21 protein-coding genes are annotated in these 26,014 nt (G+C 70.2%); 13 read left to right on the forward strand and 8 right to left on the reverse strand.

The features are described from left to right. Positions 1–28 precede the first annotated feature (28 nt). The 3 genes from KNN16_RS13500 to proS form a co-directional block, all read right to left on the reverse strand. Positions 29–949, reverse strand: a complete 921-nt coding sequence (locus tag KNN16_RS13500; protein WP_299283245.1) for a carboxypeptidase-like regulatory domain-containing protein — start codon at positions 947–949, stop codon at positions 29–31. A 68-nt stretch (positions 950–1,017) separates the two neighbouring features. Beyond that, a complete protein-coding gene (locus KNN16_RS13505; RefSeq protein ID WP_303897583.1) occupies positions 1,018–2,121 on the reverse strand; it encodes a class II aldolase/adducin family protein in 1,104 nt (367 codons plus the stop codon). Positions 2,122–2,149: 28 nt separating this feature from the next. After that, complete coding sequence (gene proS, locus KNN16_RS13510; RefSeq protein ID WP_299283249.1) at positions 2,150–3,580, reverse strand: proline--tRNA ligase; 1,431 nt, start codon at positions 3,578–3,580, stop codon at positions 2,150–2,152. Between the two features lie 145 nt (positions 3,581–3,725). Between proS and KNN16_RS13515 the strand changes: the two genes are divergently transcribed. From KNN16_RS13515 to KNN16_RS13545, 7 genes are all read left to right on the forward strand, one after another. After that, a complete protein-coding gene (locus KNN16_RS13515; RefSeq protein ID WP_303897585.1) occupies positions 3,726–5,993 on the forward strand; it encodes a tetratricopeptide repeat protein in 2,268 nt (755 codons plus the stop codon). Positions 5,994–6,074: 81 nt separating this feature from the next. Continuing rightward, positions 6,075–6,953 (forward strand): diadenylate cyclase CdaA, encoded by an 879-nt coding sequence (cdaA, locus tag KNN16_RS13520; protein WP_299283253.1) that lies wholly within the window; start codon positions 6,075–6,077, stop codon positions 6,951–6,953. Beyond that, positions 6,950–8,182, forward strand: a complete 1,233-nt coding sequence (locus tag KNN16_RS13525; protein ID WP_303897587.1) for a YbbR-like domain-containing protein — start codon at positions 6,950–6,952, stop codon at positions 8,180–8,182. Before cdaA ends, KNN16_RS13525 begins: the two co-directional genes overlap by 4 nt. 51 nt (positions 8,183–8,233) lie before the next feature. Beyond that, positions 8,234–9,721, forward strand: coding sequence for a glutamate--tRNA ligase (gene gltX, locus KNN16_RS13530; RefSeq protein ID WP_303897590.1), 1,488 nt, complete (start codon positions 8,234–8,236; stop codon positions 9,719–9,721). 28 nt (positions 9,722–9,749) lie between these two features. Next, positions 9,750–10,790, forward strand: a complete 1,041-nt coding sequence (locus KNN16_RS13535; protein WP_303897593.1) for a site-2 protease family protein — start codon at positions 9,750–9,752, stop codon at positions 10,788–10,790. Between the two features lie 174 nt (positions 10,791–10,964). After that, complete coding sequence (locus tag KNN16_RS13540; RefSeq protein ID WP_303897596.1) at positions 10,965–12,701, forward strand: alkaline phosphatase family protein; 1,737 nt, start codon at positions 10,965–10,967, stop codon at positions 12,699–12,701. Positions 12,702–12,711: 10 nt separating this feature from the next. Beyond that, entirely contained in the window at positions 12,712–13,611 is a 900-nt protein-coding gene (locus KNN16_RS13545; RefSeq protein WP_303897598.1) for a SurA N-terminal domain-containing protein, read from the forward strand. Positions 13,612–13,621: 10 nt separating this feature from the next. Here KNN16_RS13545 and KNN16_RS13550 read toward each other — a convergent pair whose 3' ends face one another. Beyond that, positions 13,622–14,722, reverse strand: coding sequence for a Xaa-Pro peptidase family protein (locus KNN16_RS13550; RefSeq protein ID WP_303897600.1), 1,101 nt, complete (start codon positions 14,720–14,722; stop codon positions 13,622–13,624). Between the two features lie 331 nt (positions 14,723–15,053). Here KNN16_RS13550 and KNN16_RS13555 point away from each other — a divergent pair, with 331 nt between their 5' ends. The 6 genes from KNN16_RS13555 (at position 15,054) to KNN16_RS13580 (ending at position 21,314) form a co-directional block, all read left to right on the forward strand. Continuing rightward, positions 15,054–16,118: an amidohydrolase family protein gene (locus KNN16_RS13555; RefSeq protein WP_303897603.1), complete on the forward strand. Its 1,065-nt coding sequence runs from the start codon at positions 15,054–15,056 to the stop codon at positions 16,116–16,118. A 400-nt stretch (positions 16,119–16,518) separates the two neighbouring features. Further along, positions 16,519–17,436 carry an aspartate carbamoyltransferase gene (gene pyrB, locus KNN16_RS13560; RefSeq protein WP_366972237.1) on the forward strand — a complete coding sequence of 306 codons (918 nt, stop codon included), beginning with the start codon at positions 16,519–16,521 and terminating at the stop codon, positions 17,434–17,436. 15 nt (positions 17,437–17,451) lie between these two features. Beyond that, a complete protein-coding gene (gene pyrF, locus KNN16_RS13565; protein ID WP_303897606.1) occupies positions 17,452–18,852 on the forward strand; it encodes an orotidine-5'-phosphate decarboxylase in 1,401 nt (466 codons plus the stop codon). 34 nt (positions 18,853–18,886) lie between these two features. Beyond that, the gene (locus tag KNN16_RS13570) at positions 18,887–19,846 is read left to right on the forward strand and encodes a dihydroorotate dehydrogenase (RefSeq protein ID WP_299283965.1); all 960 of its coding nucleotides are present in this window, start codon (positions 18,887–18,889) and stop codon (positions 19,844–19,846) included. A 56-nt stretch (positions 19,847–19,902) separates the two neighbouring features. Next, positions 19,903–20,559, forward strand: a complete 657-nt coding sequence (locus KNN16_RS13575) for an MBL fold metallo-hydrolase (protein ID WP_299283963.1) — start codon at positions 19,903–19,905, stop codon at positions 20,557–20,559. Next, positions 20,556–21,314, forward strand: a complete 759-nt coding sequence (locus KNN16_RS13580) for a tetratricopeptide repeat protein (protein WP_303897612.1) — start codon at positions 20,556–20,558, stop codon at positions 21,312–21,314. The genes KNN16_RS13575 and KNN16_RS13580 overlap by 4 nt, the downstream gene beginning before the upstream one ends. A gap of 10 nt (positions 21,315–21,324) precedes the next feature. Here KNN16_RS13580 and hemH read toward each other — a convergent pair whose 3' ends face one another. From hemH to hemL, 4 genes are read right to left on the reverse strand one after another with little or no spacing between them, the layout of a single operon-like run. After that, positions 21,325–22,248 (reverse strand): ferrochelatase, encoded by a 924-nt coding sequence (gene hemH / locus KNN16_RS13585; protein WP_303897614.1) that lies wholly within the window; start codon positions 22,246–22,248, stop codon positions 21,325–21,327. A gap of 21 nt (positions 22,249–22,269) precedes the next feature. Further along, complete coding sequence (gene hemG, locus KNN16_RS13590; RefSeq protein WP_303897616.1) at positions 22,270–23,676, reverse strand: protoporphyrinogen oxidase; 1,407 nt, start codon at positions 23,674–23,676, stop codon at positions 22,270–22,272. Continuing rightward, positions 23,676–24,722 carry a uroporphyrinogen decarboxylase gene (gene hemE / locus KNN16_RS13595; protein WP_299283955.1) on the reverse strand — a complete coding sequence of 349 codons (1,047 nt, stop codon included), beginning with the start codon at positions 24,720–24,722 and terminating at the stop codon, positions 23,676–23,678. The genes hemG and hemE overlap by 1 nt, the downstream gene beginning before the upstream one ends. Then, the gene (gene hemL, locus KNN16_RS13600; RefSeq protein WP_303897618.1) at positions 24,709–26,004 is read right to left on the reverse strand and encodes a glutamate-1-semialdehyde 2,1-aminomutase; all 1,296 of its coding nucleotides are present in this window, start codon (positions 26,002–26,004) and stop codon (positions 24,709–24,711) included. The genes hemE and hemL overlap by 14 nt, the downstream gene beginning before the upstream one ends. Between the last annotated feature and the right edge of the window lie 10 nt (positions 26,005–26,014).

Genomic DNA, 26,014 nt, shown 5'->3' on the forward strand with positions numbered 1-26,014 from the left:
GAAGCCTGCTCAGTGAGAGGGGCCGTCCTCACGGCCAGACTCGAAAGGCCGCGAAGGTCTCCGCCTGACGGACGCCATCCGAGGCGACCGCCCGGACCTCCACCAGGGTTCCACTGGGGAAGGCTCCGACCCCGAACGCCCCCTCCGCCTTTCCCTGCTCATCCGTGATCCGCTCCAGCGGATCCGCTCCGGGTGCCTCCACACGCACCCGGGCTTGAGGCACCGGCCGGCCGGTCTCGTCGGTGACCAGCACGGTGACCCGCTGGATTTCCCCGGCGGCCACGATGGGGCGGTGCAGGAGGAGCTGAACCCGGAGGGCGGGCATGGGCCCGGCGATGCGGGCGGGGACCCGGGGGCTCATCCCGCGGGCCTGGGCGTAAAGCTCCCCCAGGGGCAGCGGCCGCACCTGCTGATCCACCGGATCCCATCCCACCTTCATCCGCTGGAACACCTGGACGATACGGCCGTTCTCCAGGAAGGGCTCCGTGATGGGGTTCCCCAGGATCTTCGCGCCGCCGTGGCGGAGCCAGAAGGCCAGAAACATCGCGCTCACCGTGTGCCCGGTCTCCGGGATATATCGGCGGAACGGGCGGCCCAGGGGGATGCGTTCGGGCGGCAGCGGCGGCGCGCCCAGTCCCATGGCCTCGGCGATGGGGAGGAGCTGGACGGCCTCCTCCGGCGGCGCCAGGGGATCCCAGCGCAGGCAGGCATACTGGAAGCACTGGATCTGATCCGGGGGCTCCAGGACCGCCGGGGTGATCGGATAGCCCAGGAAGTCCACCCCACCGTGCGCCTCGAAGAAGCGCAGGAAGGGCTCCCGGACGGTGTGGCCGGTCTCCGGGAAGAACCGCTCCCCGGGCCCCTGGGTCTGCGGGCTCAGCAGAAGCCCCAGCGCCAGCAACAGCCCGGCGGCCGGGATAGACAGCCGGAATCGGAAAGGCTCCCCCATCGCATCCGCCTATCCGCCTGGTGGGAGGGGCGCAGCGCCGCTGCGATGGGCGTAGCAGCGCTGGGCCTCTACTCCATGGGCACCTGAGGGATGACGCGTCCGCGCAGGCGCTCCATGATGTCCTCCAGGCTGCGGCCGGTGACGGTGATCCCATGGTTGCGCAGCCCGATCACCGCTCGGGCGGGATCGGGGGCCTGGCGCACCAGCTCAGCCACCTCCGCCGCCAGCTCCCACGTCCCGCACGGATAGTTCACCGTGGTCACCGGGATCCCCTCCATCCAGGCGTGGACGTGGATGATCGCCCCCACCTCGGGGTGCTCCCGGTAGATCATCCAGTGCTCGATGGCATCCACGGAGACGCGTCGGGGTTCGATATGGGGCGGGACGCTGAGGAGGATCACGTTGCGCGCTGCATCGTAGCCCTTCACCAGCAGAATGTCCCGCCCGATCACCTGCAGATTGCCTTTGTCCACGCCGCTGGCGCTCATCCAGAAGCGCTGGGCGTCCTCCCGCACGCTCAGGTTGCCGTAGCTCAGACCGCCCAGCCCGTAAAGCCGCTTGACGTGCTGGAAATCCCGGGGCGGAAGGATCTCCTCCAGGGGGAAGGGGGCAGGCAGCAGGTTCAGGGAGGCCAGGAACCGCCCTGCCTCCTTCAGCTTCTCCGTCCGCTCGTTGCCGTTCCAGAGCTCGGGAGGGAGATCCGGGTGGAATTCGTTGTTGATGACCAGCCGGGCCTGGGCCAGTGGGGCAAGGCGCCGGTAGATCCGCTCGAAGAAGTCCGCCTCATCCTCCCCGCAGGCCTCCACGTAATGGCCCAGCTCCAGGGTGATGAAGTGCGCTTCCCAGCGCGCCCCGTTGACAGAGGAGGACCGGCCGCCCGGGACCAGGACGATGAGGAGGTTGGAGAGGGCGCGGACCAGGATGGGATAGCAGGTCTTCAGGAAGTCGGTGGGGACCTCGGGCAGCTCGACGACGGAGGCCACGAAGGTGCCCTGGGATTTGCGTCGGAAGGGGCGCGGGCGCTCCGGACGGGTGAAGTTCAGCACCAGGCGGATGGTGGGCGTGGGCTCCTCCAGAAACGTGTGCCCGTGGGCCCGCAGGGCCTGCCATAACCCCTGGCGGAACCATCGCAGCCCCGGCGTCTCCGCCGCTCCGACGATCACGAAATCCATTGGCTCCCTCCTCCGTTCGCAGGTTCGATCAGTAGGCGCGGGCGAAGATGGCCATCTCCCGGGCCGGCGCGCCGCAGACGATGCACCGTCCCTGGCCGCCGGGCTGCTCCAGCGGGATGCACCGGTTGGTGGCCGTGGTATCGGCCTTGATCCGGCCCTCGCACTCCGCGCTCCCGCACCACCAGGCCCAGGCGAAGCCGTCGGCGACGGCCTCCCGCAGCTGTTCGTAGGTCTCCGGGTAATGCGTGTGCGCTTTCTGGAAGGCCAGGGCTCGCTGGTAGAGGTCGGCCTGGATGGCGCTCAGGGTCTCCTGGACCGCTCCCAGCAAGCCGTCCATCGGGACCGTCCGCTTGCCCTGGGGGCCGGGCTGGTCCCGCCGGGCCAGCACGACCTGACGCTCGGTCACATCCCGGGGGCCGATCTCGATGCGCAGCGGCACCCCGCGCAGCTCCCACTCGTTGAACTTCCACCCCGGCGTGTATTCCTCCCGGGCGTCCACCTCCACCCGGATCTCGGGCTGCAGCATGCGGCGTGCCTGCTCGCAGGCCTCCAGCACCCGGGAGCGCTCCTCCTCTCCCTTCCAGATGGGCACGATGATGACCTGGATGGGGGCCAGGCGCGGCGGCAGGATCAGCCCGCGGTCGTCCCCGTGCACCATGATCACAGCTCCCACCACCCGCGTGGAAAGGCCGTGGGAGGTGGTCCAGGCGTATTGCATCTGGTTCTGGGCGTCCAGGTAGCGGATCTCGAAGGCGCGGGAGAAGTTCTGACCCAGGTTGTGGGAGGTGGCGGATTGCAGGGCGCGGCCGTCTCCCATCATGGCCTCGATGGTGTAGCTGCGCAGCGCGCCGGCGAACTTCTCCGACTCGCTCTTGCGGCCCTGGATCACCGGGATGGCGGCGTCTTCCACGGCGAAATCGGTGTAGAGATCCAGCACCCGCAGCGCTTCCTCCTCCGCCTCCTCATACGTGGCGAAGACCGAGTGGGCCTCCTGCCAGAGGAACTCCAGCGTCCGCAGGAACGGACGGGTGCGCTTCTCCCAGCGCACCACGTTGCACCACTGGTTGATCCGCAGCGGCAGGTCCCGGTAGGATTGGATCCACTGGGCATACATGTAGCCGATGATGGTCTCGGAGGTGGGGCGCACCACCAGCGGCTCCTCCAGCGTCTCCCCACCTCCGATGGTCACCACCGCCAGCTCCGGCGAGAAGCCGCTCACGTGTTCCTTTTCTTTCTGGATGAACGAATAAGGGATGAACAGAGGGAAATAAGCGTTCCGGTAGCCATGGGCCTTGAACCGTCGGTCCACGGCCGCCTGGATGTTCTCCCAGATCGCGTAGCCGTAAGGCCGGAAGACGATGCATCCACGGACCGGGGCGTAATCCGCCAGCTGCGCCTCCCGGATGACATCCAGATACCACTGGCTGTAATCTTCATGGCGAGGGGTGATCCGACCCATCGTCCGGCCTCCTTACGCCGCGAAGGATCTCCTGCCTTCCCCAAGGATCTAAGGCTTATTGTAGCGGCCCCAAAGGGCCCTTTCAAGCCACCTTCCCCGCTGGTATACTTGGACTTTGACGGATCCAACAGGCGGGAGACCCGCGGTGGGGGAAGAGCGCCTGCGGTATGAACAGGCGTTGCAGCGCGGCCATGCCGCGCTCTGGCAGAAGCAGTGGGCGGCGGCCATCGCGGCTTATCGCGAGGCCCTGACGGTGGCGCCGGAGGAGCCGGAGGCCCTGACCGGGCTGGGCCTGGCCTGTATGGAGGCCGGGCGCTATGAAGAGGCTCTGGAGGCCTTCCGGCAGCTGGAGCGCCTCCGCCCCGAGGATCCCGCGCCGGTGTGGCGCCTCGCCGAGGTGCATCAGCGCGCCGGCCGGGCGGCGGAGGCGGCGGCCCATTACCACCGGGCCGGCCGGATGTTCGCCGATCGCGGCGATCTTCGACGCGCCATCCAGGCATGGGCCCAGGCCGTCCGCCTGGATCCGGGCCGGATCGAGACGCTGGAGGCCCTGGCCCGGGCGTATCGCCAGCTGGATCAGCGGGAGGCGGCGATCCGGGTGGATCTGGCCCTCGCCCGCGCCTGGATCCAGCAAGGGGACCTGCAGCGGGCCCTCGAGGCCATCGACGCCGCCCTCGCCCTGGATCCGGATCATCCGCAGGCCTTGCAGGCCCGGGACTGGCTGCGCGTCCAGCTGGCCCGGCGGACCGGCACCGGTCCATTGCCCCGGCCGACGTCCAGGGCCGAAAGCGCCGAGGCGGAGCAGACCCGGGCTGAGGCCCTCTGGATGCTGGCCCCGGAGGAGGCCGAAGCCCCTGCGGATCCGATCCGCCGCGCCCTCTCCCAAGCGCTCCGGGAGCTGGCGGATCTCGTGTTCTCGGAGGAGCCGGGTTCGTTTTCTGAATCCGAGTGGTTCCGGATCCATGCCCTCCTGGGCCGGGCGGTGGACGCCCACGCCCAGGGCCAGCTGCGGGAGGCGCTGGCCTTCTACGAACAGGTGCGCGCCGCCGGGCTGGAGCACCCGGCCCTCCCCTTCGCCATCGGCGCCGCGCTGGCCGAGCTCCGGCGTTGCGAGGAAGCCGCCTCGTATCTCCGGCGCGCCACGGATGTCCCCACCTATGCCTTCGCCGGTCTCCTCCTGCTGGCCCGCTGTGAGGAACGGCAGGGCGCGGCGGCGTCCGCCGCCCTGCGCTACCTGGAGGCCCTGGAGTCCCTGGATCAGGAGCTGGCCCGGGAGGAAAGCCAGGAGGTCCTCCGGGAGCGCTATCGCTTCCTGCGCTCCTGGCTCCCCCGGCATCCAGATCGTCAGGCGGCCCTCCTGGAGGGGGCCCGTCAGATCCTGGAGAGCCCGACCTGGGAGGATCGGATCCTCTGGATCCGCCAGGCGCTGGATCAATGGACTGCCGGCACGCCGTTCCGGCTCACCCTGGCCGACGCCCTCCTCTCTCCCCAGGGGGAGCGGGTGCTCCTGGATCTGGGGCAAACCTATACGTGGGCCCAGCTGGGCCTGTTCTACAGCGCGCTGGAGGAGGCGTTGCGGATCCTGGCCGGCGCCCCCTTCGCCCCGCTGACCCATCTCATCCTCGGGCAGCTGCTGGTCTGGAGCCGCCACATCCCGGCGGCGGCGAACAAATTCCGGATCCTGGGGGCCTATTTCCTGCATCTGGAAGATCCCTATATGGCCCTCGCCGCCTTCGAGCAGGTCACCCGGCTGGCTCCCATGGATCTGGCGGCTCTGGAACGGCTGCTGCAGCTCGCCCAGACCCTGGGCGATGCGCCGCGGGCGCTGCAGGCCTTCTGCGGCTTGGTGGACGCGCATATGCAGATGGCGGATCTGGAACAGGCGGAGCGAATCGGCCGGGAGGGGCTGGCGTGGGCTTCCCGCCATGGGCTCCCCGGCTCGACGCTGTCGCCCCTCCTCCGCCGGCTGGTGGAGATCGCCGTCCAGCGTCTGGACTGGAACGGGGCGATCGAACACCTGGAGCGGTTGCGAGCCCTCGCCCCGGAGGACCTGGAGGCCCGCTGGGGCCTGGTGGAGGCCTACCTGCGGGCGAACCGCAAGGATGCGGCGGTGCAGGAACTGCAGCAGCTGGTGGAGCGGGCGCGGGCCGCCGGGCGGCTGGCGGAGGCGGCCCGGAACCTGGAGGAGCTCATCCTGCTCTTCCCCGAGGAGCCGGCCCTGCGCCAGCAAGCGGCTCAGCTGTATCTGGAGCTGGAACAGCCCGGGGCGGCGGTGGCCCATCTGGAACGGATGGGGGAGCAATACCTGCAGGCCGGGCGTCTCTCCGAGGCCCAGGCGGTGTATCGCTCCTTGATGCGCCTGAACCCTGCCCAGGCCGAGCGTTACCAGGCCCTGCTGAGCTCCAGCGGATGAGGGCGGGAGGAACGCCGCAGCGCGGCGCGATCCGAAAAGAAGAGGTTGCGGATCCACGTTCGATCGAACAGGTGATGGCGCGTGCGGGATCTGCTCTACCTGCTGGATCAGCTGAGCTGGATCAGTTTGATCGATATCGGGCTGGTGGCCCTCCTCTTTTTCGGGATCCTGTATTCCCTGAAAGGGACGCCGGCGGTCACCCTCGTTCGGGGCCTGTTCATCCTCATCCTGCTCGTGCTCATCCTGAGCGGCCCCCTCCGCTCCCTCCGGGCGATGCGCTGGCTTCTGGAGCGGGCGCTCCCGGCGTTGCTCATCGCCATCCCCATCATCTTCCAGCCCGAGCTGCGGCGTGCCCTGGAACGGCTGGGGCGGGTGGGGCTCTGGCTCCAGCGGGATCCAAGGGAGGCGCCCGTCGATGAGGTGATCGAGGCGTTGGTCCAGGCGTGCCCCCGGCTGGCGGAGCGTCGCCACGGCGCCCTCATCGTGCTGGAGCGCACCACCGGCCTCCAGACCTACATCGACACCGGGATCCGCCTGGACGCCCGGGTGACCCCGGAGCTGTTGATGACCATCTTCGCGCCCAACACGGTCCTGCACGACGGGGCGGTGATCATCCGGGACGGGCGGGTGGTGGCGGCGGGATGCATCCTCCCGCTCACCACCGGATGGCTGGGGGATCCCCAGCTGGGCCTGCGACACCGGGCGGCCATCGGGATCACGGAGGTGAGCGACGCCCTGGCCATCGTGATCTCTGAGGAACGCGGGACGATCTCCGTGGCGCTGAACGGGCGGATGGTGCGCCGGCTGGACGCGCGGCGCCTGGAGCTGGTGTTGCGCAACTTCTACAGCCCGCCGCCGGAGGTGGCGCAAACTTACCGCTGGTTGCAGGAGCTGCGGGAACTCGGCCGGCGCGTGTGGTTGGTGCTCTTCCCCATCCGGGGAGCTGGGGGTAAGCAATGAAGTGGGCCCGGGAGAACATGGGGCTGGCGCTGCTGGCCTTCGGGCTGGCCTTCGCCCTCTGGGCCGCCGCCGTCTGGGAGGAGAACCCGCCCGTGGAGCGATCCTTGACCGATGTCCCGCTGGCCTTTCAAGGCCTGGCGCCCGATCACGTGGTCTTCGAACGCTCCGCCGAGCGGGTCCGCCTCCGCCTGCGGGTGCCCCGGGCGATGGAGGGAACCATCGTCCCTCAGGATGTGGAGGCCTTTGTGAACGTGTCCGGCCTGGGCGAGGGAGCCTATGAGCGGCCGGTGCAGATCCGCGTTCACCGGCGGGGCATCCAGATCCTCGAAGTGGATCCCCCGGCGGTGCGCTTCCGTCTGGAGCGCCTGGAGGGCCGGGAGATCCCGGTCTCCATCCAGATCCTGGGCCAGCCCGCCGTTGGTTATCAGGTCGGCGTCCCGCTTCCCGCCCTCCCCCAGGTCCGGGTGACCGGCCCCCGCTCCCGGATCGCCGTTGCGGCCATGGCCGTGGGGCGGATCCGCATCGAGGGGGCGCGTCAAAGCGTGGAGGCGGAGGTCGCCCTGGAAGCGGTGGACTCCGAGGGGAGGGTGCTGACGGAGGTGCAGGTGGAGCCGGCCCGGATCACGGTCACGGTCCCCATTGAACAGCGCCTGGGCTTCCGCGAGCTGCCGGTGCGGGTCAACCTGCGCGGGCGCCCGGCGCGGGGCTATCAGCTGACGGAGATCTCCGTGGATCCCCCCACGGTCACCTTGACCGGGGATCCCCGGCGGCTGGAGGAGGTCGGCAGCTATCTCTCCACCGAGCCCATCGATCTCTCCGAGGCCCGGGGCGAGTTGATCGCGGAAGTCCCTCTGGTGTTGCCGCCCGGGGTCGCCCTGGTCGGCGCCTCCAACCAGGTGGAGGTCCGCCTCCGGGTGGAGCCGATCCTCAGCACCCAGGTCTTCCAGCAGGTCCCGGTGGTGGTGGAGGGATTGCGCCCGGGGATGATCGCCCGCCTCTCCCCGGAGACGGTGGACGTGATCGTGCGGGGCCCCCTTCTTTACGTGGAGAGCCTCCAGCCGGATCAGCTGCGGGTGTGGGTGGAGGTGAGGGATCTGGAGCGGGGGACTTATACCTTGACGCCCACGGTGACCCTCAGCGCCACGGTGACCAACCTCTCCTGGACGCTGATCCCTCCCAGCCTCCAGGTGACGTTGATGCCGGCCCCCACGCCAACCCGGACGCGCTGAGCCGCTTGAGTTACAATACCCGGTGATCACGGGATTGGGAGGGGATCCCGGATGAGCGTTCGCGTTCGGTTTGCACCCAGCCCGACCGGGTTCCTGCACGTCGGAGGGGCCCGCACGGCACTCTTCAACTGGCTCTTCGCTCGCCATCACGGGGGCCAGTTCGTCCTGCGCATCGAGGACACCGACCGCAAGCGCCTGGTCCCCGGCGCCCTGGAGGATATCCTGGACTCCCTCCGGTGGCTGGGCCTGGATTGGGACGAAGGCCCGGACGTCGGAGGACCCTACGGGCCTTACATCCAGTCCCAGCGGTTGGAGATCTACCGGGAGCACGCCCACCGCCTGGTCGACCTGGGCCATGCCTATTATTGCTTCTGCTCGGAGGAGCGGCTGGAGCGCCTGCGTCGGGAGCAGGAGGCCCGCAAGCAGCCCACCGGTTACGACCGCTACTGCCGCTACAACGTCTCGCTTGAGGAGGCCCAACGTCGCATCGCCGCCGGGGAGCCCTATGTGATCCGCCTTAAGGTTCCCCTGGAGGGAACCACGTCCTTCCACGACCTGGTGCACGGGGAGATCTCCGTGCAGAACCGGACCCAGGATGATTTCGTGCTGTTGAAATCCGACGGCTACCCCACGTATCACCTGGCCAACGTGGTGGACGATCATCTGATGCGCATCACCCACGTGATGCGGGCGGATGAATGGATCCCCAGCACGCCCCGGCACATCCTGCTCTACCAGGCCTTTGGATGGGAGCCGCCTCAGTTCGCCCATCTGCCCATCATCTTGAGCCCGACGGGCAAGGGGAAGATGAGCAAGCGGGTGCTGCAGGAGCAGGGGCGATGGGAGACGGCCGTCTTCGTGCGGGATTTCCGGGAAGAAGGATACCTGCCGGAGGCCCTGATCAACTTCCTGGCGCTGACCGGATGGGCTTACGACGATAAGACCGAGCTCTTCACGGTAGAGGAGCTGATCGAGAAGTTTGACATCTCCGGCATCAACCCCAAGCCGGCGGCCTTCAACTACGACAAGCTGGAGTGGATGAACGGCGTCTACATCCGGCGCCTGAGCCCGGAGGCTCTGGCGGAGCGGCTGCGGCCTTATGTGGAGGCCCTCGGCCTGCGGCCGGATCCGGAGACCCTGCGCCGGGCGATCCCCCTGATCCAGGAGCGGATCAAGACGCTGCGGGAAGGGGCGGAGATGCTGGAATTCCTGTGGAGGGAGGAGGTGTCGCCGGCATTGGAGGATCTGGTGCCCTCGGGCGCCTCCCCCGAGGCGGTGCGGGTCTGGCTGACGGAAGCCCGGCGCGTTCTGGAGGCGCTCCCCGAGTTCACCCATGAGGCCGTTGAGACGGCGCTGCGGGGCCTCGCGGATCGCCTGGGCGTGAAGGCGGGGACGCTGTTCATGGCCGTCCGCGTGGCGGTCACCGGCCGGCGGGTCACCCCCCCTCTGTTTGAGTCCCTCGCCCTCCTGGGCCGGGAGCGGACGTTGCGACGCCTGGAGGCGGCCGTCCGGCTTCTGGAGAGCGTCCCCGCCCGTTGAGGGCTCCTGGGACGTAGAGAGGTGCGCGATGTCCCGCTTCCGCCTTCCCGCCATCCGGCTGTTCACCCTCGCCGGGGTTCCGGTGCAGGTGCACGGGAGCCTGGTGGCGTTGCTGATGGCGGCCGTGCTGGGAGCCGGCCTGCTGGCCGGATGGCGGGAAGCCCTGCGGCAGGGCCTCTGGTGGCTTCTGTTGTTCGGGGCGGTTCTGTTGCACGAGCTGGGGCATCTCGCCGCCGCGCGCCTGCTGCGTGTCCCGGTGACCGCGGTGGTCCTCTGGCCCATGGGCGGCTTCACCGCGGTCCGGCTGTCCCCCGGCCGCTTCCGAGCGGAGCTGGGGATCGCCCTGGCTGGGCCCAGCGTCAACCTCCTCCTCGCCCTCCTCATCGCCGGGCTGGGCGGCTGGGAAGGCCCGGGAGCGCGATGGCGCCCGGAGGTGGTGTTCGGATGGTTGAACCTCCTGCTGGGCCTCTTCAACCTGCTCCCCGTGTTCCCGATGGATGGCGGGCGGATCCTGCGCAGCGCTCTGGCCATGGCCCTCGGGGAGGGCTGGGGGACCTGGCTGGCGTTGCGGGTGGGGCAGGCAGGGGCCCTGGGGATCGGCGGGCTGGCGATCTGGCAGTTCCGGCATCAGGACGCAGGCGGGCTGGTTACGATGCTGATCGCCATGTGGCTGCTCGGCCAGACCCTCCAGGAAACCCAGCAGCTGCGCCGCCGGGAGCGGTTGCAGCAGATCCCCCTCGTCCCGCATCTCCAGCCCCTTCCCCTGGCAGTGAACGATCGGATCCCGGAGCCCGCTGCCCGGCGCCTGCTTCAGCACAGCGGACAACCGATCCTGCCGGTGGAGGAGGCCGGGCGGTGGCCGGGAGGCCTGGTCCGCATGAGGGACGGCCTGCGGCGCCTGGATCTCCCCAGCCTGGATGCGACGGCTTCCCTGGGCGCCGCATGGTTATGCCTGGCCCAGAGCGAAAGCCCCGGGGTCCTGGTCCTGCGGGCTGGCCGGCCGGCCGGCTGGATCCCCCGGGAGCGGGTGGAAGCCCTGGCGCGGGAGCTTCCCGCCGGGTGGCCGTGAACGGATGGAGCGGTCGGGGAAGGGCGCTGGAACAGGCCGCCGCGATGTAAGGCGGAATTCCGTTGGGCTTGCGCGGAAGTCCGGACAGGCGGTTGCAGGCGGACGGCTGTTCCGGCTTTCGAAAGGGCGAAGGATATCTCCGTGCAGCGCCCCCGCTCTCCTGTGAGGTGGAGGATGGTCTCGGTCCTCCGGGAGTTTTATCGGGCGAAGTTCCGAATCCTGGGCCGACGGATGAGGCGGCCGGAGGCTCCGCCGACGCCGGAGCGGGGGCTGGTGCTGATCCAGATCGATGGCCTCTCCTTCCCGCATCTGCAGCGGGCCCTGGAGGCGGGCCGCATGCCCTATCTGGCCCGCCAGATCCAGAAGGGGCGGTTCCGGCTGGCGCCCTGGTTCGCCGGCTTCCCCACCACCACCCCGGTGGTGACCGCCGCGCTGCTCTACGGGCGGCTGGATGCCATCCCGGGGTTCCGGTGGTATGAGAAGGCCCGCCGCGAGCCCATCGGGATGAAGCGACCGCGCCATGTGCGGGAGGTCGTCGCGCGGCTGGAGGCGGAGGGCGCGGAGGGGCTGTTGCGCGGCGGCGCCTGTTACGCCAGCCTGTTCGACGGGGGGGCCGAGCGGGCCGTCTTCACCCTAAGCGCCATGGGCCCGCCCGGGCTCCTCGATGGGGTCCGGGGCGTGGGGCTCCTTCTGATCGTCCTGCTCAACCCGGGGCGCATCTGGCGGATCCTCCGCATGGTGGTGCGCGACATCCTGGACGAGCTGTGGTATGGGATCCGCTCCTGGGGGGCCGGGTGGCGCTTCCTGCGGGATCCGGCGGGGTTGCTCCGCACGGCCCTTCTGGCGCTGGGCAACGCGCTGCTCCACGAGCTGGTGACCTTCAGCCTCAGCATGGATCTCCATCGGGGGATCTCCCCTCTGTATGGGATCTACGTGCTGTATGATGAGGCGGCCCATCGCTACGGGCCGGAGCATCCGGTCGCCCTGCGGGCCCTCCGCCGGCTGGACGCTTACCTGCGGGAGATCGATCGGATGGCCCGCTTCGCCCGGCGGCCGTATGATCTCTACATCTTTTCGGATCACGGGATGACCCCGGCGGTCCCTTTCGCCCGGCGTTTCCGTGAAAGCCTGGGGGATTTCGTCCGGCGCTGCATGGCCCGGTCGGTGACCCTGGACGAGGCGGTGGAGCCGGATGACCGCCGCTGGCGTTCGTGGCAATACCTGATGGCGGAGATGCGCGAGCTGGAACGGACCCTCTCCCCGCGCGGAGCCCGGGTGGTGCGGGCGGCCCGAGCCTATGTGCAGCGGCGCGCGTCCCTCCTGCGAGGGGAACCCTCCGCCCCCGCCGTGCCGTCCGCCGATGTGATCATCCGGGCCTCCGGTCCGCTGGCCCATCTTTACATCGCCGCCGTGCCGGAGCCCCTCCCCCTCAGCGAGATCGTCATCCGCTGGCCCCAGCTCCTGGACGCCCTGATCGAGCACCCGGGGATCGGGCTGGTGATCGGCCGGGAAGGGGAGGTAGTCTTCCTGATGGGACAGGGAGGCGCGCGCGTCGTCCGCGCCGACGGCCGTTCCTCGATCTACGGCCAGGACCCCCTGGCCGATCCGGAGCGCATGGCGCCGGAGGGGCGGTGGCTGGATCCCGAGCGGACGGCTCAGGAGCTGGCCCGCCTGGCCCGGCTGCCCGGGAGTGGCGATCTCATCCTGCTGGGCGCCTGGGACGGTCGAACGGTGGTGAGTTTTGAGGATCAACTGGGGACCCATGGGGGCCTGGGCGGGCCTCAGGAGATCGCCTTCCTGATCTTCCCGGCGGAGCGCTCGTTGCGCCCCCAGGCCTGGCAGGACGCTCGGGATTTCCACGCCTTCTTGAGCCGGGCTTACGCACGCGTGTCGGAAGCTTACCCCTTTTGAGGAGGCACCGATGTGGAAGCGAGGGCTGATCATCCTGATGCTCGGCGTCGCCGCATGCCAATCGTCCCCCGCGTCGACGCCGGTTGCGCCCACCGCCTTGCCCTCCCCGACGCCCATGGCCCTCGCGGCTCGGGTGAACGGGGTGCCGATCCCCCTCGCGGAGTTCGAGAGACGGCTGGCCGCTTATGAGCAGGAGTGGCGCCGCAACGGCCTGGACCCCCAGTCCGCGGAGGGGCGTCAGCGCCTTGCTGCGCTCCCTCGTCAGATCCTGGAGGGGATGATCGAGGAGGTCCTGATCGAGCAGCACGCCGCGAGGATGGGGATCACGGTGTCTCCGGAGGAGGTGGAGGCCGCCCTGGCCCAGCTGATCCAGGAGAGCGGCGGGGTAGAGGCCTTCCGCCAACGCCTCGCCGCCCTGGGGATGACGGAGGAGGAGTTCCGGCGTAACCAGCGCGCGGCCATGCTGGCCCAGAAGGTGTTCCAGCAGCTGACGGCGGACCTGCCAGAGGTTGCCGAACAGGTCCACGCGCGGCACATCCAGGTGTCCCAGGAGGATTTGGCCCGGCAGCTGCTGGCCCGCTTGCAGCAGGGGGAGGATTTCATCGAGCTGGCCCGCCGGTATTCGGAGGATGCCGCCACCCGGGAGCTGGGAGGCGACCTGGGATGGTTCGCCCGGGGCACCCTGGCGGTGCCGGAGCTGGAGGAAGCGGCCTTCGCCACCCCGCCGGGCCAGGTGACATGGGTCACCACTCCACGGGGTTATCACCTCCTGTGGGTGGTGGAGAAGGACCCGGCTCGCCCCCTCTCCGAGGACCAGCGGGAGCTGCTCCGGCAGCGGCGGATCCAGGCCCAGCTGCAGGCCTGGCGGGCGGAGGCCCAGGTGGAGATCCTGATCCCCCTGGGGCCATAGGGGTGCCTCTTCAGAGGGAGTGGAGCTCCCGGGGGAAAGCCGTGAGGGACTCCCCGCCGGTTTCAGTGACTACCACTACATCCTCGATGCGGACGCCGCCTTTGCCCGGCAGGTAGATCCCGGGCTCCACGGTGAAGGTCATGCCCGGCTGCAGGGGCGTGGCGTCCCCCGCGACCAGGTAGGGCGGCTCGTGAACCTCCAGCCCGAGCCCGTGGCCGGTGCGGTGGGGGAAATAGGCTCCGTATCCGGCGGCCTCGATGACCGCGCGGGCCGCCCGATCGACCGCCTCCGCGGGGATCCCCGGGCGCACGGCGGCGCGCCCTGCCGCGTTCGCCTCCCGGACCACCTCATAGACCCGGGCTGTCTCGGGATCCGGCTCCCCAAGGACGAAGGTGCGGGTGAGATCCGAGACGTATCCATCCACGATCACCCCGAAGTCGACGATCATCAGCTCCCCCGGCCCCATGGGGCGATCCGAAGGGGTGGCGTGGGGGAGGGCGGCGTTGGGTCCGGCCACCACGATGGGTTCGAAGGCCAGCGCATCCGCTCCGGCCGCAAAACAGGCCTGGATCAGCCGCCGGGTGGCCTCCCGCTCCGTCATCCCCGGCCGGACCTCGGGGAGCCACTGTTGCAGCGCGGCTTCGGCGGCGGCGATGGCCCGGCGGATGGCGGCGATCTCCTCCGGACCCTTCACCATCCGCAGCCGGGCCAGCAGGGGCTCCGCCGGGATGGGGGTGGGGCTTTCGAAGGCCTGGGCCAGCAGGGACCACTCCAGCACGCGCATTCCCAGGGCCTCCACGGCAATGGGGCGTCCGCGTCCCCCCAGGACTGCGGCGGCGGCGTGGAAAGCGGAGGTGGGCCCCTCGGCGTCCGTGTAGGGGAACAGGCGCCAGGGGATGGGCGCCCCCTGGGCCTTCTCGACCTCAAAGGCGGGGAGGATGAGGGTGGGTTCCCCTTCCCGAGGCAGCAGGGCGACGATCGGTCGCTCCATGCGGTGGAAGTGGAGGCCGGTCAGATAGAACAGGTTCGCGCCGGGGACCAGGGCCAGGAGCTCCAACCCTTCCCGGGCCATCTCCTCCCGAAGACGATCCCATCGCGCCGCACGTTCCATCGGATCCATCCTCCCGGGGATCCCTGAGGCTTCTGTCTTTTGAATTCTCCTCCTGCCGGGAGGGCCTGACAACGGTCCGGCCTCCACCATCCGAGGGGGGCGATGGATTCTTCATGCCAGGGTCCAGGCTGTTCCGTTTGACAGGCGGCCGCGGCTGTGGCAACATAGAATCCCGGCATGGGCCGGGAACGATTGGGATCCCCTCCCCATATCCGAACGCGAGCGCCCCGGCGGGGGAGCGCACCCCGCAGGGGCCTTCTGGATGTTTTTCAGGCACCGGGCTGGCGCTTCCGCCCCCGGTGCCTGATTTTTTCAGCGTCGGAGGAGGAAGATGGCGACCCTGCGCCTCCCGGGGGCAGCGGATATCCACGTGCACCTGCGGGATCCGGGCGAAACCCATAAGGAGGACTTCGCCAGCGGGACGGCGGCGGCCCTGGCCGGCGGGGTGGTGACGGTGCTGGCCATGCCCAACACCCGCCCGCCCCTCATCGACGCGGCCGCGTTCCGGGAGGCGGTCCGTCGGGCCCGGGCCCTGGCCCGCTGCGAGGTGGGCCTCTTCCTCGGAGGCACCGCGGACAACGCGGCGGAGGCCGCCGCCCTGGCCCGCCAGGCCGCCGGCCTCAAGCTCTACCTGGATGCGACCTACGGCCCCCTCCGCCTGGAGGGCCTGGCGGCCCTCCTGCGCCACTTCGAGGCCTGGCCGGGCCACCGCCCCATCGCCGTCCACGCCGAGGGACGGACGGTGGCGATGGTCATCGGGCTCGCCGCCTTGTTCCGCCAGCCGGTGCATTTCTGCCATATCAGCCGGCGGGAGGAGATCCTCCTCATCCGCCGGGCGAAGGAGCGGGGCCTCCCGATCACCTGCGAGGTCACGCCGCATCATCTCTTCCTGACCGAAGAGGACCTCCCCCGTCTGGGCCCTTTCGGGCAGATGCGCCCGCCCCTGGCCTCGCGGGCGGATCAGGAGACGTTGTGGGCGAACCTCGCCATCGTCGACGCCGTAGCCACCGACCACGCGCCGCACACGATCGCGGAGAAGCAGGGGGAGAACCCACCCCCGGGCGTGCCGGGCCTGGAGACCATGCTGCCGTTGCTGCTCACCGCCGTCGCCGAAGGACGGCTGGAGCTGGCCGATGTGGTCCGCCTGACCGCCACCGGGCCCCGGCGGATCTACGGCTTGCTGGAGCCCCCGGAGACGTGGGTGGAGATCGAATGGGGTGGTCCCTGGGTGATCTCCCGGGAGGGCCTTTTCACGAAATGCGGGTGGACCCCTTTCGAGGGGATGACAGTGCGGGCCCGGGTGCGGCGCACCGTCCTGGAGGGACGGGTGGCCTTTGAAGACGGAGAGGTCCGCGCGCCCCCGGGCTCCGGGCGGGTGCTCTTCGCGGATCCGTGAACGGAGATTCCGGGCGGAGGCCCTCCTCACAAAGATCGATGCCTGCAGGAGCGGCTTTCGCCGCGACCTTTGCGTCGTCGAAGACAGAAGGTTCGGGGCTAAAGCCCCTCCTACAGGAAGATCCATCCTCTGTAGGAGCGGCTTTCGCCGCGACCCATTGCTCATCAAAGATAGGAGATTCGGGGCTAAAGCCCCTCCTACAGGAAAACGGAAGCGAGAGCGCCGGCATGAAACGGCGCTGTTTGCTGCCGCGTGGAACGATGTCGCATCCACAGGTATCCGAACGCATTCGCGGGAAATCCAGTTTGAAAGGAGGTGGACGATGGTGACCCGACCTCGCCTGTTCCAGTTCGACGGCGCGGTTTCGCGCGAGCCGGTGAACCCGAACAACGGCTTCTACATGCAGGACATCCTCTCGGTCTCCCAATTCAACCGGGAGAACCTGGCCTATCTCTTCGATGTAGCGGAGGAGATGCGGGAGCTGGTCCGCCGCGTGGGTGCCTGCGATCTCCTCAAGGGCTACGTGATGGCCTGCGTCTTCTACGAGCCCAGCACGCGCACCAGCTCCTCCTTCATCGCCGCCATGGAGCGCCTGGGCGGGGCCGTCATCCCTATCACCCAGGGCGTCCAGTTCTCCTCGGTGGCCAAGGGCGAGTCCCTGCCCGACACCATCAAGACCCTGGAGCAATATTCCGACGTCATCGTCCTGCGCCACCCGGAGGTGGGAGCGGCGAAGATCGCCGCCGATGTGGCGGATGTTCCGGTGATCAACGCCGGCGACGGCATCGGCGAGCATCCCACCCAGGCCCTGCTCGACCTCTTCACCATCCAGGAGGAGCTGGGCCGCATCGACGGCCTGCACATCGCCATGGTGGGGGACCTCCGCTTCGGGCGCACGGTCCATTCCCTGACCAAGCTGCTCACGATGTATGACGTGCGCCTGTCCTTCGTCTCGCCGGAGATCCTGCGCCTGCCTCTGGACCTGATGAACGAGGTGCGGGCGAAGGGGATCCCGGTCTATGAGACCTACGACGTGGCCGACGTGATCGAGGATGTGGATGTGCTCTATGTGACCCGGGTGCAGAAGGAGCGCTTCACGGATCTTAACGCCTACGAGCAGGTGAAGAACTATTACGTGATCACCCCGGAGCTGATGAAGCGGGCTAAGGAGCGGATGATCATCATGCATCCGCTGCCCCGGGTAGGGGAGATCGACCCGGCGGTGGACCGGGATCCGCGGGCGGCCTATTTCCGCCAGGTGGCCAACGGCCTCTACATCCGGATGGCCCTGCTGGCCGCTGTGCTGGGCAAGGCTTAAGAGGGGGCGTCCACCATGACGTTCTTCGACCGGTTGCGGGAGCGGACCGGCCCCTCGGGGCTGGGCCTGTGCATCGGGCTGGATCCGGTGCCGGAGCGCCTCCCCGCATGGGCGCGCCGGCATCCGGATCCGGTCGTGGCGTTCGTGCGCTGGGTGGTGGAGGCCACCGCGGAGTTCGCCGCCGCCTACAAGCCCAACCTGGCCTTCTACCTCGCCATGGGGACCTCCGGGCTGGAGACCCTGCGGATGGTCCGCGCGATGATCCCGCCGGAGATCCCGGTGATTCTGGATGGGAAGTTCGGCGACATCGGGTGGACCGCGGAGGCCTACGCGCGGTTCGCCTTCGATGTCCTGCGGGCGGACGCCGTGACGCTCAGCCCGTTCCTGGGCCCCGAGTCCCTTCGGCCGTTCCTGGACCGGGCGGACCGTGGGGTCTTCCTCCTGATCCGGACCTCGAACCCGGGGGCGGAGGTCGTGCAGGAGCTGCCGGTCCGGGGCGAGCCCCTCTATCAGGCTCTGGCCCGCCAGGTAGAGGGATGGGCCGGGAGCGAGCGGATCGGCTTCGTGGTGGGGGCGACGGTCCCCGCGGCCCTTACGGCTCTGCGGCGCCTGGCTCCCGATCGCTGGCTCCTGATCCCGGGGATCGGCCCCCAGGGGGGTGATGTCGAGACGGTGAAGGCCCTGGCCGGGCCCCCCGCCCTGATCGCCGCCTCCCGGGAGATCCTGGAGGCGCCGGATCCGGGGGCGGCTGCCCGGGCGCTGGGGGAGGCGTTGCGAGGCCGTGAGGCCGCCCCGGAGGCGGGGGCGATCCGCGCCCTGGCCCGCGGGCTGTATGAGGCCGGGTGCATCCGTTTCGGGGACTTCGTCCTCAAATCCGGCCAGCGCTCCCCCATCTACCTGGATCTGCGGCAGCTGGTCGCCTTCCCAGCGTTGCTGGAGATGGTGGCGGGCCTGTATGCTACGGTGCTGGAGCGGCTGACCTTCGATCGCCTGGCCGCCATCCCCTACGCCGCCCTGCCCATCGGGACGGCGGTGGCCCTGCGGATGCGGCGCCCGCTGCTGTATCCGCGGCGGGAGGCCAAGGCCTACGGCACCGGCCAGCGCATCGAGGGGACCTTCCACCCCGGCGAGACAGTGGCCGTGCTCGATGACGTGTTGACAACGGGCGCCAGCAAATGGGAGGCCATCCGGGTTTTAGAGGAAGCCGGGCTGCGGGTCACCGATATCGTGGTCCTGGTGGATCGGGAGCAGGGCGGGCGGCCGGAGCTGGAGGCCGCCGGCTATCGGGTCCACGCCGTCACCACCCTCACCGCCCTGCTGGACGCCCTGGTCGCGGAGGGGAAGCTCCTCCCGGCCGAGCGGGATCGGATCCAGGAGGCGCTGCGGCGCAGCCCGGCTGCCGCATCCTCCGGATGAACTCGGATCTCAAAGGCCGAGACGGAGGCTCCGCATGAGGGCGCATTCCGACGAAACCCTGTCGGCGCTGGACCTCTCCTGTGAGATCGCAGGGGTGCGTCTGTCGAACCCCCTGGTGCTCGCCTCGGGGATCCTGGGGACCAGCGCGGCGTTGATGGTCCGGATGGCCCGTCTGGGGGCCGGCGCCATCACCGCCAAGTCGGCCACCCGGCTCCCCCGGGCAGGGCATCCCAGCCCCATCCTCTTCGATTGGGGCCACGGGCTGATCAACGCCGTGGGCCTGACCAACCCGGGAGCCGAAGGGATGGCGGCCATCCTCTCGGAGGCCCGCAAAGAGCTGGCCCCCATGGGCGTCCCCCTCATCGCCAGCGTCTTCGCCGCCCGCGTGGAAGAGTTCGTGGAGGTGGCCCGTATCCTGGCGGCGGCGGGGCCCGACATGATCGAGCTCAACCTCTCGTGCCCCAACGTGGCGGCGGAATACGGGGAGATGTTCGCCGCCAGCCCCCAGGCCACGGCCGAGGCCGTGGCGGCGGTGAAGGCGGCGGTCTCTTGCCCGGTCATCGCCAAGCTGTCCCCCAACGTGCCGGACATCGCCCGCATCGCCCGGGCGGCGGAGGAGGCCGGTGCGGACGCCATCACCGCCGTCAACACGATGCCGGGGATGGTGATCGACATCGAGGCGGGGCGGCCGATCCTCACCAACCGCGAAGGCGGCCTCTCCGGGCCTGCCCTCAAGCCCATCGCCATCCGGTGCGTTTACGAGATCGCCCGGGCCGTGCGCATCCCGATCATCGGCACCGGCGGGGTCCTCACTGGGGAGGATGCCATCGAGATGCTCATGGCCGGGGCGACCGCGGTGGGGGTGGGCTCGGCGGTGGCCTACCGCGGCCTGGGGGCCTTCCGGGCGATCCGTCAGGAGATGGAGGCGTGGATGCGCGCCCACGGCGTCCGGTGCCTGGCGGAGATCCGCGGCCGGGCCCACCGGGTGTGGTAGAATTCCCCCGCATAGAGATCGAGGTCCCTGATCCTGGACAGCGAGGCGTTCCGGCGATGGAGATCACCTGGTTTGGGTTGAGTTGCTTTCGGATTCGCAGTCGGACAGCGACGATCGTGACGGATCCGTATGATAAAAGCGTGGGGCTGAATCTGCCCCGCCTGAAGGCGGACATCGTCACCGTGAGCCACGATGCCCCGGGCCACAATGCGATCCGCGCCATCAAGGGCGAGCCCCATGTCCTGAGCGGGCCCGGGGAGTATGAGATCAGCGGGGTGTTCATCACCGGCCTGGACATCCGCCCCGAGAACCGGCGCAAGCGGGATCGGGAGCGGCGCAACACGGTCTTCCTCTTTGAGCTGGAGGATCTGCGGGTGTGTCACCTGGGCGACCTTCAGCATGTCCCCTCTCAGGCCGAGGTCGAGGAGGCCCTGGGGGAGGTGGATGTGTTGCTGGTCCCCGTCGGCGGGGGCGGGGCCCTGAACGCCGCCCAGGCGGCCGAGGTCGTCAGCCTCCTGGAGCCCCGGGTGGTGATCCCCATGCACTATCGGGTGCCCGGGCTGACCCTCAAGCTGGACCCCGTCCAGAAGTTCCTCAAGGAGATGGGCAGCGAGAAGGCCCCGACGCTGGACTCCCTGAAGCTCTCTCGGTCCGAGCTGCCGGAGGAGACCCAGGTCATCGTGCTCAACCTTCAGGCCCAGGAGGAGGGATGAAACGGGCGCTGGCCCTCCTGGCCCTGCTGAGCGTCGGCCTGGCCTGCCGCGCGGCCCCGCCTCCCTCCCCGACTCCCACGCGGGATCCCCGCCTCGCCTCCGCGCGAGAGGCCCTCCGGCAGGGGGATCCCCTGAAGGCCGCCTCCTTCCTGGAGGCCTTCCTCCGGGAGCACCCGGAGGCGGTGGAGGCCCGTGTCCTGCTGGGGGAGGCCTACGCCCAGGCCGGCCGCCTGGGTGAAGCGGAGGCCGCCTACCGGGAGGCGTTGCGGCGGGCACCCGCGGATCGATCCGCCCGCCTGGGGTTGAGCATGGCGCTTTACCGGAGCGGCCGGCTGAGCGAGGCCGCGGCCGAGCTCCAGACGCTCCTGGCTCAGGATCCCCAGGAAGCCCGGGGGCATTATCTGCTGGGCGCGGTGCGGCTCCAGCAGGGTCGGCTGGAGGAGGCAGAGGGGGCCTTCGAGGCCGCCCTCCGGTTGCGGAAGAACTTCGCGGAGGCTTACGTAGGGCGGGGGGCCGCCCGTTTCCTCCGCGGGGATCTCGCGGGCGCGGAGGCGGATCTGCGGCAAGCTCTGGCCATCGCCCCGGATATGCCGGAGGCCCGCTACTGGCTCGGGCGGCTGCTGGCCCAGATCGGGCAGGTGGAGGAGGCCCAGCGGCACCTGCGCGCCTTCCTGGAGCGCCCCGCGCCCTCCCCGTTCCGCGAGGAGGCCGAGGCCTTGCTTCAGATGCTCCAGGGGGCCTCCCCCGCCCGCTGAGGAGAGCGCCCTATCCCCAGGCGACGGCCTCGCAGACCAGCGCGGCCAGGGCCTCGATCAGGAGCGGATCGTCGTTGAGGGAGCGGGTGCGCCGGAAATCCAGCCCCCACCGCGCCGCCGCCTCCCGGGCCTCCACGTCCAGATCGTAGAGGATCTCCAGGTGGTCCGCCACGAAGCCGATGGGGCAGACCACCACGTGCCGGGCCTCCCCTTTGCGGGCGATGTCCTCCAGGACCTCCCGGAGATCCGGACCCAGCCACGGCTCGCCGGTGGCGCTGGCGCTCTGGTAGGCGAAGCGCCATCGTGTCGACCCCACCATCCGGGCCACCCGCCGCGCCGAGTCCAGCAGCTCGACCTCGTAGGGGTCCCCTTCCGCGCGCAGCCGGGCCGGGAGGCTATGGGCGGTGAAGATCACCTCGGTCGCGTCCGCGGGCAGATCCGCCAGGGCCTCCCGCAGGCGCTCCGCCACGGCCATGAGGAACAGCGGATGATCGCCCCAGCCCCCGATCTCCACCACGGGGAGGACAGCGGCATGGGCGGCGAGGGCCCGGCGCATCGCGGCGTGGTAGGCGCCCACGCTCATGCGGGAGAAATGCGGCGCCAGCGCCAGGGCGATCAGGCGGTCGATGCCTTCCCTCACCAGCCCGGAGACGGCTTCTTCGATAAACGGAGGCGCGTGGCGCATGCCGACCCGAACGTGGAAAGAGTGGCCGAGGGCGATCCGGGCCAGCCGGGCCGCCAGGGCCTCGGCCTGCCGGAGCGTGATCTCCAGAAGGGGGGAACGCCCGCCGATGCGCTGGTAGCGCGTCCGCAGTTCCTCCACCTGGCCCGGCGACGGCGGACGTCCTCCCCGGATATGGGTGTAGTAGGCCTCCACCTCCTCCAGCGAGGAGGGCGTCCCATAGGCCATCAACAGCACGCCGATGCGGGCCATCTCCGCCTCCGAACGTGAGGTTCAGCGCGGGGGTCCCGAAGGGCCCATCTCCTCCCCCAGGAGGAGCCGGACTGCCTCTCGAGCCTGCCGGATGAGATCGGGGATGCCCACGCCCCGGTAAGAAGCGCCGATGAGGCACAGGCGGGGGAAGGGGCGCAGCGCCGCCTCGATGGCGGCCAGGCGCTCCAGGTGCCCCACGGTATACTGGGGCATCCCCTCCGGCCAGCGGTGCACCCAGGCGCGGAGCGGACTCCCCTGCAGGCCCAGGAGCGGGCGCAGGGCCTCCACCGCCATCCGGATCAGCTCAGGGTCCTCCAGCGCGAGGGCATCGGCATCCCCCGCCCGACCGATGAAGGCGCGCAGCAGGACGCAGCCTTCCGACGCCCGCCCCGGCCACTTCGAGGACGTCCATGTGCATCCGGCCAGCGGGAAGGCCTCCCCCCGGGGCACCAGGAAGCCGCTCCCATTCAGCGGATGGGCCACCTGCTCCCGTCGGAAGGCCAGGGTGATCACTGCGGTGGACACGAAGGGGATCTCCCGCAGCCGCGCGGTGGCCTCGGGGGCGAAGGGGGCCAGCCACCGCGCCGCCTCGAAGGCCGGGACGGCCAGCACCACCCCGTCGGCCTCCAGCGTCTCTCCGTCCGCCATCGCCGCCAGATAGCGGAAAGCGGGGCCTTCGCGGCGCGGGGCCAGGCCGATGACCGCGCGCCCGGTGAGGATGCGGGTTCGCTGAAGGGAAGCGGCCAGCCGGTCCACCAGCGCCTCCATGCCCGCGCGCAGGGAGACGAACGCCGGGCCGGAGGGTGCAGCGGGGCGAGCGGCCCGCAGCCCCCGGGCCAGGCTGCCGAAGCGCCGCTCCAGGGCGAGGAGATGGGGATAAAGCGCCTGCGCGCTCAGGCGCTCGGGATCCCCCGCATGGACCCCTGCTGTCAGCGGCTCCGCGATGGCCTCGGCGAAGGCGCGGCCGAAACGGCGGCGCAGGAAGGCCGCCAGGGGCTCGTCGCCGTCCTCCCGGCGCGGCGGCACCCACGGCTCCAGCAGCGCCCGAAGTCGTCCCCGCCATGGGAGGCCTCCCGCCCGCAGCACCGCCATCGGATCGGGCCGAAGGGCCAGCAGCGCCTCCGGGATCGGATGAAGCCGGCCCCGGCGCAGCACATACACCGCGCGCGCCCGGGGGGGCACTGCCTCGCTTTCCAGTCCCAGCGCGCGCAGCAACGCCATCCCCTCGGGCTTCGCCCGGAGGAACGAATCCGGCCCTCCCTCGACGATGAATCCTTCCTCCCGCAGCGTGAGGATCTTCCCGCCCAGGCGCGAAGCCCGTTCGACCAGGAAGATCTCGACCGGCCCGCCTCCCGGGGCCATCGCGCGCTCCAGAAAATACGCCGCGCTCAGCCCGGCGATCCCCCCACCGACGATCACCACGCGCATCATGGCCCTCCCTGGAGATCCCCTCGATAGGCATGCACCCAGTCCACCAGGCGGGCCACGGTGTCCGGCGGGGTCTCCGGCAGCAGCCCGTGGCCGGTGTTGAAGATGTGGCCGGGCCGGCCGCCTGCCTGCCGCAGGATCCGCTCCGCATGGGCGGCCACCACCTCGAAAGGCGCCAGCAGCACCGCCGGATCCAGGTTTCCCTGGAGGGCCACCCGATCCCCCAGGCGCGCCCACGCCACGTCCAGCGGCACCCGCCAGTCGAGCCCGATCACGGACGCCCCGGCCTCCGCCAGATCCTCCAGCAGGGCCGCCGTCCCGGTCCCGAAGAGGATCAGCGGGATCCCGGCCGGCTGCAGGGCTTCCAGCAAGCGGCGCAGGTAAGGCCGAACGAAGGCCCGGTAGTCCAGAGGGTGGAGGAGGCCGATCCAGCTCTCGAAGATCTGGAGGGCGTGGACGCCGGCGGCGATCTGGGAGCGAGCGTAGCGGATCAGGCTTTCCGTCAGGCGCTCCATCAGGGCGTGCCAGGTGGCCGGCGCGGCGAACATCAGGGCCCGCGCCCGGGCGAAATCCCGCGCCGCCCGACCCTCCACCAGGTAGCAGGCCAGGGTGAAAGGCCCTCCCAGGAACCCGATGAGCGGCACGGTGAGCTCCGCCCGCAGCATGCGGATGGCCTCCAGGACGAAGGGGACGTCCGCCTCGGGCTCCAGGGTCCGCAGGCGGACCACATCCGCATCCCGGCGGAGGGGGGATTCGATCACCGGGCCGGAGCCCTCCTCCAGGGCGAGGGAGATACCCATGCCCAGGAGGGGGATGGTCAGGTCCGAGAACAGGATGGCCGCGTCGACGGCAAAGCGCCGCAGGGGCAGGAGGGTGATCTCCACGGCCAGCTCCGGCTGGCGACAGAGATCCAGGAAGGCATACCGTTCCCGCATGGCGCGGTATTCGGGAAGATAGCGGCCGGCCTGCCGCATGAACCAGACCGGGGTGGCGTCCACCGGCTCTCGACGGCAGGCCCGCAGGAAGCGGTCGTTAAACGCCGCCACGGGTCACCTCCCGAAACGCTGCGCGCGCCGCCCGCAGGGTGCGCGCGATGTGATCATCGGTGTGGGCGGCGGAGACGAACCACGCCTCCAGGGGGGAGGGAGGCAGGTAGACCCCGCGAGCCAGCATCGCGTGGAAGAAGCGGGCGTAGCGGGCGCGGTCGGTGGCGGAGGCCGTCGCGAAATCCACCACCTCGGCCTCGGTGAAGAAGACGCTGAGCATGGAGCCCACCCGGTGGATGCGGACCGGCACGCCCGCCTCCTCGGCGGCGGCCCGCAGGCCCTCCGCCAGATGTGCGGCGAGCTCCTCCAGCTGCTGGTAAAGGGCCGGGGTGAGCTGCTCCAGGGTGGCCCGCCCGGCGGCCATCGAGAGGGGATTGCCCGAGAGGGTGCCGGCCTGATACACCGGGCCCACCGGCGCCACCAGGTCCATCAGGTCCGCCCGTCCCCCGTAGGCCCCGATGGGCAGCCCCCCGCCGATGATCTTCCCCAGGCAGGTGAGGTCCGACTTTATCTCGTAAAGCCCCTGGGCGCCGCCCGGGCCGACCCGGAAGCCGGTGATCACCTCATCGAAAACGAGCAGCGCCCCGTGGCGGCGGGTGAGGTCCCGCAGTCCCTCCAGGAAGCCGGGCTTCGGCGGGACCACCCCCATGTTCCCCGCCACTGGCTCCACGATCACCGCGGCGATCTGATCGGGGAACCGCTCGAAGAGGGCGGCCACGGCCTCCAGATCGTTGTAGGGCGCCACCAGGGTGTCCTGGACCCAGGCGGAGGGGACGCCGGCGCTGGCGGGGAGCCCGAAGGTGGCCAGCCCCGAGCCCGCCCGGGCCAGCAGGAAATCCGCATGCCCGTGGTAGGCCCCCTCGAACTGGATGATCTTCGAGCGGCCGGTCGCCGCCCGGGCCACCCGCAGCGCGCTCATCGTCGCCTCGGTCCCCGAGTTCACAAATCGAATTTTTTCGATGGAAGGGAAGGCCTCCCGGATGCGGAGGGCCAGCGCCAGCTCGGCCTCGGTGGGGGCGCCGAAGCTGGTTCCGCGTCGGATCGCCTCCCGCAGGGCGCGGACCACCGCCGGATGCGCATGGCCCAGGATCAGCGCGCCCCACGAGCCCACGTAGTCGATGTAGCGATTGCCGTCCACATCGTAGAGGTAAGCCCCCTTCCCGCGGGCGATGAAGCGGGGCGTGCCTCCCACCGCCCGGAAAGCCCGCACCGGGCTCGAGACCCCTCCGGGCATCACGGTTTGGGCCAGGGCGAAAAGCTGCTCCGAACGCTCGGCCTGCATCGCCGCCTCC

It is taken from the genome of Thermoflexus hugenholtzii (assembly GCF_018771565.1).
Classification (GTDB): domain Bacteria; phylum Chloroflexota; class Anaerolineae; order Thermoflexales; family Thermoflexaceae; genus Thermoflexus; species Thermoflexus hugenholtzii_A.